At 70.2% G+C, this 7,156-nt stretch carries 6 protein-coding genes and 1 pseudogene; 5 read left to right on the forward strand and 2 right to left on the reverse strand.

Annotated features, from left to right (window positions below):
- Together dnaA and D7V97_RS37255 are read left to right on the forward strand one after the other, a co-directional pair.
- A partial coding sequence (gene dnaA, locus D7V97_RS37250; RefSeq protein WP_120615366.1) for a chromosomal replication initiator protein DnaA occupies positions 1 to 1,049 on the forward strand: 1,049 nt, incomplete at its 5' end.
- 231 nt (positions 1,050 to 1,280) lie between these two features.
- On the forward strand, positions 1,281 to 2,102 hold the full coding sequence (locus D7V97_RS37255) for a hypothetical protein (RefSeq protein WP_147445134.1): 822 nt from the start codon (positions 1,281 to 1,283) through the stop codon (positions 2,100 to 2,102).
- Positions 2,103 to 2,115: 13 nt separating this feature from the next.
- On the opposite strand, the gene D7V97_RS37260 is transcribed toward D7V97_RS37255, so the two are convergent.
- Positions 2,116 to 2,958, reverse strand: coding sequence for a DUF4190 domain-containing protein (locus D7V97_RS37260; protein ID WP_120615368.1), 843 nt, complete (start codon positions 2,956 to 2,958; stop codon positions 2,116 to 2,118).
- Positions 2,959 to 3,092: 134 nt separating this feature from the next.
- Here D7V97_RS37260 and D7V97_RS37265 point away from each other — a divergent pair, with 134 nt between their 5' ends.
- Both D7V97_RS37265 and D7V97_RS37270 read left to right on the forward strand, forming a co-directional pair.
- On the forward strand, positions 3,093 to 4,499 hold the full coding sequence (locus tag D7V97_RS37265; RefSeq protein ID WP_120615369.1) for a pitrilysin family protein: 1,407 nt from the start codon (positions 3,093 to 3,095) through the stop codon (positions 4,497 to 4,499).
- Between the two features lie 2 nt (positions 4,500 to 4,501).
- The gene (locus D7V97_RS37270) at positions 4,502 to 6,025 is read left to right on the forward strand and encodes a pitrilysin family protein (protein ID WP_120615370.1); all 1,524 of its coding nucleotides are present in this window, start codon (positions 4,502 to 4,504) and stop codon (positions 6,023 to 6,025) included.
- Between the two features lie 65 nt (positions 6,026 to 6,090).
- Here D7V97_RS37270 and D7V97_RS37275 read toward each other — a convergent pair whose 3' ends face one another.
- Positions 6,091 to 6,387: a hypothetical protein gene (locus D7V97_RS37275; protein WP_120615371.1), complete on the reverse strand. Its 297-nt coding sequence runs from the start codon at positions 6,385 to 6,387 to the stop codon at positions 6,091 to 6,093.
- Positions 6,388 to 6,838: 451 nt separating this feature from the next.
- Here D7V97_RS37275 and D7V97_RS37280 point away from each other — a divergent pair.
- Positions 6,839 to 7,156, forward strand: a pseudogene (locus D7V97_RS37280) (bifunctional aspartate kinase/homoserine dehydrogenase I); the annotation flags it as partial.

The following is a 7,156-nucleotide window of genomic DNA, read 5'->3' on the forward strand; positions in this document are numbered from 1 at the left end:
CCCCCACCGTCAAGGTGAACTCCGCGCGGCCCTCCCGCCTCAACCCGCGCTTCACCTTCGACACCTATGTCGTCGCGGACAGCAACCAGCTGCCCGCCGCCGCCGCGCAGGCCGTGGCCCACCGCCCGGGCCACAACTACAACCCGCTCTACATCTACGGCGGCACCGGCCTGGGCAAGACGCACCTGCTCCAGGCCGTGGGCAACCACATCTGGGAGAAGGACCCCACCCAGCGGGTTGTCTATCTTTCCAGCGAGCAGTTCACCAACGAGTACGTGGAGAGCGTGCGCGAGCACCGCATGACGGACTTCCGGCGCAAGTTCCGGGAGGAGTGCGACGTGCTGCTCATCGACGACATCCAGTTCCTGGGCAAGCGCGAGGAGACGCAGAAGGAGTTCTTCTACACCTTCGAGACGCTCTTCGGCCTCAACAAGGCCATCGTGCTCACGAGCGACATGGTGCCCGCGGAGGTCCCCGGCATGGAGGACCGCCTGCGCAGCCGCTTCGCCATGGGCCTGATGGCGGACATCCGCGAGCCCACCTACGAGACGCGCGTCGCCATCCTCCAGAAGAAGGCCGAACAGGAAGGGCTGAACCTGCCGGACCCGGTGGCGCACTTCATCGCGCGGCACGTGCAGAAGAACGTGCGCGAACTGGAGGGGGCGCTCGTGAAGCTGTCCGCGATGCACAGCCTCACGCGCCAGCCGGTGACGGAGGAGTTCGCGGCCCAGGTGCTGCGCGACATCCTGCCCGCGCAGCGCTCCGTGGACATCGACGCCATCCAGCGCGAGGTGGCCCGCTTCTACAAGGTGACGGTGGAGGCGCTGAAGGAGGACCGGCGCCACAAGGCCCTGGCGCACGCGCGCCAGGTGGCCATGTACCTGAGCCGCAAGCTGACGAAGAGCTCCTTCCCGGAGATCGCCTCGCGCTTCAGCAAGGACCACTCCACCGTCATCTCCGCGGTGCGGAAGGTGGAAGGCCTGCGGGTGACGGACGCGAGCGTGCACCGCGACCTGTCGGAGCTGGAGACGAAGCTCGGCGGGATGTGAGCCGCGGTCAGTGGGTCGCGGGCTGGGACGGGTCGGAGACGGCCTCCAGCATCTCGCCGCCCTCCTTGCGGTCCATCGCCTGGGCATCCCCACCCCCGGCGGCATTGGGCCCGCAAGGCTGACGCCCTGGTACGCGGCCCCCGGGCTTTCAGGTAGGCTGTGCCCCGCCGGGCCCTCGGGTCCGCCACTGGAACGCTGGCCGGAGCGCTCCCCTGTCCCTCTCCTCCTGCCATGTCCCTTCCTTCGTGGTCGCGTTTCGCGTGTCTGTCATTGGCGTGCCTGGGACTGTCCGGCTGCGGTGATTCCGGAACCCATACCCGGCTCGTCTTCGCCCTCCAGCCGTCGTTGAGCGCCAGCCACTCGCTCCAGGCCTCCGGTGTCCGGGCCCTCACGTCCCAGCCTGCCCTCCCGGATATCGTCTCCAGCGACGGGCTGTCCTTCCACCTGGATCAGGCCCACGCCTCGCTGGCCGACATCCGGCTGACGCTGGGCACGGGCCGCACCTGCGCGGACGTGAAGGAGTCCCTGGCGTCGGGCGTGGGGTGCGAGGACGCGGCGGATGGCGACCGCAGCGTGCTGAGCCTCGCGGGTCCCTTCGTGTTCAACCTGGTCAATGGGACGCTGTTTTCAATCCATGGGACGCAGGTTTCGGAAGACGAAGACGCGGTGGAGATCCCCCCGGGGCTCTACGCGGGCATCCGCTTCCGCTTGGATCCCATCGTGTCGGGGGGTGATGGATTCAGGGCGCGGACGAGCCTCTTCGATGGGAAGGAGTGGTCCATGGACCTGACCCTGCCTCCCGGGGAGACCCTGGGCTTCGTATCCACCAATCCCACGCTTGCGGTGGAAGAGGGCGGCTCCCTGCGGGTGACGTTCCGCCAGGAGACCTGGATCCAGGACCTGCCCCTGGCGTCGTGCTTCCAGAAGGGGGACCTGACGCTGACGGACACCGTCCTGAGCCTGGACGCGGCCCGCGGTGAGTGCCAGGGCGCCGGCGACCGCATGCGAACCCAACTCCGCGCCCACGGCGGAATGAGCGCGCGCTCCTTCTGAGGTCCGCCTGCCGTCACTTGTGGACCACCACCCCTGACAGGAAGCGGCTGAGGAAGGACAGGAGGACGAAGCCCCACAGCAGCAGGCTCGCGACTCCCAGGACGATGCCCGCGAGCGCCTGCCCCCCACGACCAATGGGCGGGTAGGCCTCCGGGTCCACGCGCCTCCATGCCACCGCGCCGCACAGCACCGCGAGCGGCGCGAACACCGGCATGAACACCCCGCCCAACCCGAAGCTCAGCGCATGTCGCGCGAGCGGGTTGTTGCGGCGCACATTCCAGAGGGCCTTCAACTGCCCGGGCGTCACGTCCAGCCGGAAGAAGAGCTGATTGCGCACGTCGCTGTGGATGACGATGGCGATGATCAACGCGGGCACCGCGCACACCATCATCAGCGCGACCTCCTCGCGGGAGGAGGGCTCCAGCAGGACGGCCATGACCACCGGCGTGGCCACCGGCGTGGCCACCAGCGCATGCCGGGCCCAGGAGCGTCCCAGGAAGAAGGCCACACCCACCGGGACCGGGGTGAGGAAGGTGAACAACAGTCGCAAGGCGGTGGGTGCACGCTGGTCCAGGGCGGAGACGAGCCCCAGCGCGCAGAGGGCCAGGGTGACGACTCCCACCGTCCACGCCCACCGGTCGCGCCGGCCCCAGAACTCCAGGCGGAAGGCCTCCAGGTAGTTCACCTCCGGGCGCGCCGCGCAGGCCGCGCAGAACACGCGGCCCTCCAGCCCCGGCACGACCCTCACGCAGTCCGCGCACACGAAGCCGCCGCAGCGCGAACACGTGCCGGCCGCGGGCAGCTCCGGGTGGACGGCGCAGCGGGCCAACGCGGAAGCGGGCACATCCAGGGACATGGCCGCAGTGTCGCACGGCGAGCAACACCCGGCACCCCGGTGCCTACCCGGTCGCCTTCCGGCTTACAGGCCCCGGGGCGCGTGTTAAGCGCGCGAGTTACTGTCCTGAACCGTGGAGGAGAACCTTGTCCCGATTGAAGGCCCTCGCCGCCGCAGCCCTGTTGCTGGGGACTCCGGCGCTCGCCCAGCAGCCCGAGGCGAAGCCGTTGGAGCCCGGCCGTGAAAACCTGGCCATCCCCTATGAGAAGTACACGCTGCCCAACGGCATGGAGGTCATCCTCTCCGTGGACCGCAAGCTGCCCGTGGTGGCCGTCAACGTCTGGTACCACGTTGGCGCCTATGACGAGCAGCCCGGCCGCACCGGGTTCGCGCACCTCTTCGAGCACATGATGTTCCAGGGCTCCAAGCACGTGCCGGACGACGTGCACATCGCCCTGCTGGAGCAGGCCGGCGCCAGCGACCTCAATGGCACCACCAGCTTCGACCGCACCAACTACTACGAGACGGTGCCCAGCAACCTGCTGGAGACCGCGCTGTGGTTGGAGAGCGACCGCATGGGCTTCCTGCTGGACGCGCTCACGGAGAAGAAGCTGCAGACGCAGCGCGAGGTGGTGAAGAACGAGCGCCGCCAGGGCGTGGAGACCGCGCCCTACGGTGAAGCGCAGGAGAAGGCGTGGCAGGCGCTGTTCCCGGCGCCGCACCCGTACTCGGGCAACGTCATCGGCTCCATGAAGGACCTGGACGCGGCCACCGTGGACGACGTGAAGGCGTTCTTCCGCACCTGGTACACGCCCGCCAACGCCACGCTCGCCATCGTGGGCGACTTCGACGTCGCGAAGACCAAGGCGCTGGTGGAGAAGTACTTCGGCACGCTGCCGTCGGGCCCCAAGCCCAAGCGCCCGGACGTGGCCCCCGTGAAGCACACGAAGGAAGTGGTCATCCGCCACGACGAGAAGGTGGCCACGCTGCCCCTGCTCTCCATGGCGTGGCTCACGGCGCCGTACCTCAAGCCCGGGGACGCGACGGCGGACATCCTCGCCACCGCGCTGGGAACGGGCCGCGCGAGCCGCCTGTACCGGCGGCTGGTGCTGGACAAGCAGCTGGCCCAGAGCGTGGAGGCCGTGCAGCAGAGCCAGGGCGCGCAGTCCGTCTTCTCCATCGAGGCGGTGGCCCGGCCCGGCGTCACCACGGACGCGCTGCAGAAGGAGATCGACGCGGTGCTCGACGAGGTCCGCAGGGACGGCGTCACGCAGGAGGAGATTGTCCGCGCGCGCACCCGCTTCGACACGCGCCACCTCGCGGGCCTGCAGGCCGTGGGCGGCACGGGCAGCAAGTCCGACACGCTCCAGAGCTACAACCAGTTCGTGGGCGAACCCAGCTACGTGGCGCAGGACCTGGCGCGCTACCAGGAAGTGACGGCCGCGCAGGTGAAGCAGTTCGCCACCGACGTGCTGCGTCCCGACGCGCGCGTCACCCTCCACGCGGTGCCGTCGTCCAAGGCCGCGCCGCCGTCTTCCGGTTCGGGCAAGGAGGCCCGTTGACCATGCACCGCCGAATCCTCACTGCCCTCCTCACGCTGACCGTCTCCGCCTGCGCCACCACCAAGCCCGCGGAGCCACCTCCCACCGAGTCGCCTCCGGCGCAGCAGCCCACCACCCCCGCGCCGGACGCGGAGTCATTCCGCGCCACGCAGCCCAAGCCCGGCGCGCCGCCGGAGCTGGTGCTGCCCACGTTCGAGAAGGCACAGCTCGACAACGGCCTCACCGTCATCATCAGCACGCGCAAGGAATTGCCGCTGGTGTTCGTCGGCATCGCCTTCGCCGCGGGCGTGTCGCAGGAGCCCCCCGCGAAGCTGGGCGTGGCGGACCTGGCCTACCGGATGCTGCTGGAGGGCGCGGGCAAGCGCGACACGGTGGCGCTGGACAACGCGTTTGGTGACCTGGGCGTGTCCCCCGCGATGTCGGTGGAGCCGGACGGCGCCTTCGTGGGCGCGCGCGTGCTGACGACCAACGTGGACGCGGCGATGAGCCTGCTGTCGGACGTGGTGCTGCGGCCCACGTTCGATGCCAAGGCCTTCGACCGGCGCAAGAAGCAGCAGCTGGGCGAGCTGGTGCGCCGCATGGGCGACCCGAACTTCCTCGCGCAGCAGGCCTACTACCAGGCCGTCTTCGGCAAGGACCACCCCTACGGCCACACGTCCGGGGGCACGCCCACGACGGTGCAGTCGCTGACGCTGGCGGACGCGAAGAACTTCTACCTGAAGAACACCGGCCCCCGCGCCGCCGCGCTCATCATGACGGGCGACGTGACGCTGCCGCAGGCGGTGGCGTGGGCGAAGAAGTACTTCGGCGGGTGGAAGGGTGGGGCCGTGGCGCCCAAGCCGCCGCCCGCGCCTCCCGCGCCGCCGCGCGAGCAGGTGCGCCTGGTGCCCAAGCCGGGCCTGGAGCAGACGGTGGTGCTGGTGGGCCGTCCCGGCCTCGCCGCGGGCCACCCGGACGAGTACGCGCTGGAGCTGGCCACGACGGTGTTCGGCGGCTTCTTCGGCAGCCGGCTCAACATGAACATCCGCGAGGACAAGGGCTACAGCTACGGCGCCAACGCGAGCCTGGGCACGCGCCTGGGCGTGGGTCCGCTCACCGCGTACGCGGCCGTGCGGCAGGACGTCACGGGCCCCGCGCTCAACGAGTTCATGAAGGAATTGTCCGGCCTCAAGACGAAGCCCATCACGGAGCAGGAGCTGGCCGCGGCGCGCGAGGGGCTCATCCGCGCGTTCCCCGGCGCCTTCGAGACGGTGGAGGGCCTGGGCGGCAGCGCCGCGCAGCTCTACTTCCACCGCCGCCCGATGGACGAGTTCAAGAAGAGCGTGGAGGGCCTGCGCGACGCGAGCGCCGCCGAGGTGCAGCGCGTGGCCGAGGCCTACCTGGATCCGGCCTCCATGCAGGTGGTGCTCGTGGGGGATCCGCTCGTCATCCAGGAGCAGGTGACGCCGCTCAACCTGGGCAAGCTCACCCTGGTGGAGACGGCGGGCCCGGACACGGCTCCCGCGTCCAGGCCCGCGACCCCGTAGGCGTCTTCCCGCGGGTGACTTCTCGAGGCCGGGGCTTCCGATGCGTGTCGGGGCTCCGGCCTTCTTCATTCCCGGGTGGGTTCGGTGTCGGTGTCGGCGTTGCGGGACTCGGCCTTGAGGCGGCCGCGCTCCTCGCGCTCCTCGGCGTCCACGTCGTCGAGGACGCTCTGCGGGTTGTTCACGTCGCCACCCACCGGGCCATCGCTGTCGAAGGCGAACTTCTGCTCCTCGGTGGAGTGCTTCACGTCGTCGCCGTACAGGGGCTTGGTGTCGTCCGCCTCCAGGCCGCCTTCCACGCGGTCCTTGGCGAAGCCGGGCTTGTGGGCCCCGGCGTCCTTGTCGCTCTTCTTACGGGTGGCCATGGCTTGCTCCCAGGTAGGTCAACAGGTGACGCACCTTGAATGTCGGCAGCCTGGGGGCGGCGCACCACGGTGGGCGCCAGGGGCCGGGGGCCCGGTTGCCCGTCCCCTCACCAGGAGCGCGTGAAACAGCTAGACTGGTGACTCCATGGGCGGACGGAGCGCGAACAGCTTGCGGCACGAGGGGACGACGTCCTCCGCCGTCACGCGTTTCCAGACGACGACCCTGACGTGCACTTGCACCGGCCTGACTCCTCGCGGAGCGCGGACCGCCTGACTTCGGACGGACCTTCCCGGTCCCCCTTCCGAAGACCCCGGCCCCGCGCTCCTCCCCGAGCGCGGGGCTTTTCATTGCCCCCACCTGAAGCCCTCCAAGGACCCTCATGACCACCCAGACGCCCCCGATGAGTTACCGCCGCTGCCGTGTCCCGTCGTGCCGCGCGGAGGTCGTGCCATGCGCGTGATGAAATTCGGTGGCACCAGTGTCGGGGATGCGGAACGGATGAAGGGCGTGGCGGCGCTGGTCTCGGAGGCGCGCCAGCAGGAGCGGGTGACGGTGGTGGCCTCGGCGGTGTCGGGCATCACCAACCTGCTGGTGGAGGCGGCGCGGGTGGCGCAGGAGGGCGAGCCGGTGCAGGACGCCTGCGCGCGGTTCGAGGACACGCACTCCGCCATCGCGCGGGCCCTGGCCGGGGAGTTGACGCCCGCGCAGACGCGGCCGCTGGCGGAGGGGCTGGTGGCGCTGGGGGTGGAGCTGCGCGGGCTGTTGCAG

The sequence above is a fragment of the Corallococcus sp. CA053C genome (assembly GCF_003611675.1).
Classification (GTDB): domain Bacteria; phylum Myxococcota; class Myxococcia; order Myxococcales; family Myxococcaceae; genus Corallococcus.